This is a genomic window from Actinokineospora sp. (assembly GCF_050699995.1).
GTDB lineage: Bacteria > Actinomycetota > Actinomycetes > Mycobacteriales > Pseudonocardiaceae > Actinokineospora.
Window position 1 is genome coordinate 1 of the sequence record NZ_JBOHGC010000124.1, and the last position, 1,401, is coordinate 1,401.

The following is a 1,401-nucleotide window of genomic DNA, read 5'->3' on the forward strand; positions in this document are numbered from 1 at the left end:
CCACCTACTCGCTGCCCGACCCGTTCTTCGTGCTCGCCACGCAGAACCCGATCGAGCAGGAAGGCACGTACCCCCTGCCGGAAGCGCAGCTCGACCGGTTCATGCTCGAGCTCCGGGTCGGATATCCTAGTCGGACCGAAGAGGAGGCGATCGTCGAGCAGACCACGGGCGCGGCGCATCCGCGGGTGGAGCCCGTGCTCGACGCCGCGACGCTGCTGGCGATGCAGTCTCTCGTCCGGCGCGTCCCGGTCTCCCGCGGGCTCATCAGGGCCGCGGTCGCGCTCGCGCGACTCACCCGCCCGGGCGATTCCGACGCGCCGCCGTTCGTGAAGGAGTTCGTCGAATGGGGCGCGGGCCCACGCGCGTCCCAGTACCTCGTGCTGGGTGCCAAGGCGCGCGCGGCCATGGCCGGGCGGCCGATGGCTGATCTCGACGACGTGCGGACGGTCGCCCCCGCCGTGCTCCGGCATCGCCTGGTCACCAATTTCGCGGCCGAAGCGGCCGACCGCACCAGTGAGGACGTGGTGCGCCAACTTCTGCACGGAAACGCCTGGGCCGCTGGCCTCTGACTTGCCCCTCCCTCCCCCCGGCGACGCAGCAACGCCGGGCCGGTACACTCCGGTACCTGCCACACAAAATCCATAGATAGAACAGCTTAAACGACCGGAAGGGGTTGTCATGTCACAGCTCGGTCAGCGGTTCGCTACGTTGGCGTTTGCGCTTTGCACGACCCTGCTGGTCGCATGCGGGGATTCGACCGGACCGGGGGCGGGCAGTCTCTCCGACCCCGCTGGGTTGAGCGCGGACGTGCAGTCGTTTCAGACGCCGTTCGAGGCGCCGGTCCTGCAGAGCTTCGACCTCGTGGCGCTGTCGAGCGCGGGCACTCCCACCGGACGGCTGGTCTCCTTCCTCTCGGCGATGAGCCCCCGCGGGAAGGTGCCCGCCGCCGGCGCCACGCTGGAGCGCAAGCAGTCGGCGGTGTTCCGGGCGCTCCGGCCCTCGGCTGCCGTGCGGCCCAGCTTCGCGGTGCTTCCCGCTGAGGCGCTCGGCGCCGTCTACGAGTGGGACCCGGGGATAGACCAGTACGTCGAAGGCACGGTGGTCGGGCCCGCGAACGGCGTCCGCTTCGTGCTCTATGCCGTGAACCCGCTCACCGGTCTTCCCAACGAGCCGCTCGCCCCGGTCGGTTACGCCGACTTCCTGGACGAAACCACCGGCGCCACCAACGCGCTGCGGGTGCGCGTGGTCGGCGACGATGGGGTGACCTACGCGAACTACCTGGTGACCGGCACTGCCGGCTCGACTGTGGCGTCGGCGTCGGCGTCGGGCTTCATCACGAACGGCGTGCGCCGGCTCGATTTCACCGCCCAGCTCTCGGCGGGCGGCTCGCAGATCTCGCTG

General features: G+C 70.2%; 2 protein-coding genes. Both read left to right on the forward strand.

Annotated features, from left to right (window positions below; all coding sequences use genetic code 11):
* On the forward strand, window positions 1–569 hold a 569-nt coding region (locus tag ACRDSQ_RS06935; protein ID WP_431419750.1), incomplete at its 5' end, for an AAA family ATPase.
* A gap of 238 nt (window positions 570–807) precedes the next feature.
* A partial coding sequence (locus ACRDSQ_RS06940; RefSeq protein ID WP_431419752.1) for a hypothetical protein occupies window positions 808–1,401 on the forward strand: 594 nt, incomplete at its 3' end.